Annotated in this window: 1 protein-coding gene; it reads right to left on the reverse strand. The window is 64.2% G+C overall.

All coding sequences use genetic code 11. The annotated features are described in order from the left end of the window. Nucleotides 1-1,107: peptide ABC transporter substrate-binding protein (locus ACNPQM_RS44160; RefSeq protein ID WP_418088417.1), on the reverse strand; the 1,107-nt coding region annotated here is incomplete at both ends.

Genomic DNA, 1,107 nt, shown 5'->3' on the forward strand with positions numbered 1-1,107 from the left:
GTACCAGAGCGGGATGGTCGGCATGTAGTTGACCAGGTCCTTCTCGATCTCCTGGTACCCCTTGACCGACTCCTCGAGCGTGGCGGCGGAGTCCGCGGCCTTGATCTTGGCGTCGATGTCCTTGTTCGAGAAGCGGCCGTTGTTGCCGGCGGCGCCCGTACGGAACAGGTCGCTGATGAAGTTCGCGTTCACCGGGTAGTCGAGCACCCAGCCACTGCGGTAGAACGACTTGACCTGCTTGGCGTCACGGGCGTTCAGGTCGGCCTGGAAGTCGGCCTTCGAGTCGCCGGCGCAGGCGACGCCGGTCGCCTGGGTGATGCTGTTGCAGACAGCCTCGACCCATTCCTTGTGGCCGCCGTCGGCGTTGAACTGGATGTAGATCTTGTTACCGGGAACACCGCCGCCCTCCTTGATGAGAGCCTTGGCCTTCGTCGGGTTGTACGTGGTGACGTCACCCGCGGCGTTCGGCTGGTAGCCGAGAACACCCTTGGCGACCCAGCCCGTGGCCGGCTCGCGGGTGCCCTGGAGCACCGTCTTGGTGATGGTGGCGCGGTCGATCGCCATCGACAGGCCCTGGAGGACCTTCGGGTCGGTGTTCTTCCACTGCTTGGTGTACATGGCGACACCGAGCGTCTGGACGGCGGAGTACGCCTTGTCCACCGCGCGGTCGCCGAGGTCGGCCCGGTAGACCGGGAGGTCCTTCGGCGCGAGCTGGCGCAGCACGTCGACGTTGCCGGACTTCAGGTCCTCGTAGGCGGTCTCGAGGGTGGTGTAGTTCTTGAAGATCACACCACCGTTCTTCGCCTTGTCGGGGCCCTGGTAGTCGTCGTAGCGGACGACCTTGATCTGCTTCTTGTGGTCCCAGCTGACGAACTTGTAGGCGCCATTGCCGATCGGCTTCTCACCGGCGGCCTTCGGGTCCTTGTAGAAGGACTCGGGCAGCGGCGAGAAGACCGTGTAGCCGAGCTTGTACGCGAAGTACGGCAGCGGGCTGTTGAGCTCGATGGTGAAGGTGCTGTCGTCGACGACCTTCAGACCCGACATGGCGTCAGCCTTGGGCTTGGCCTTCTCACCATCGGGGTGGACGTCGGCGAAGCCCTTGATGTC

Source organism: Streptomyces sp. NPDC056231 (assembly GCF_048270745.1).
GTDB lineage: Bacteria > Actinomycetota > Actinomycetes > Streptomycetales > Streptomycetaceae > Streptomyces.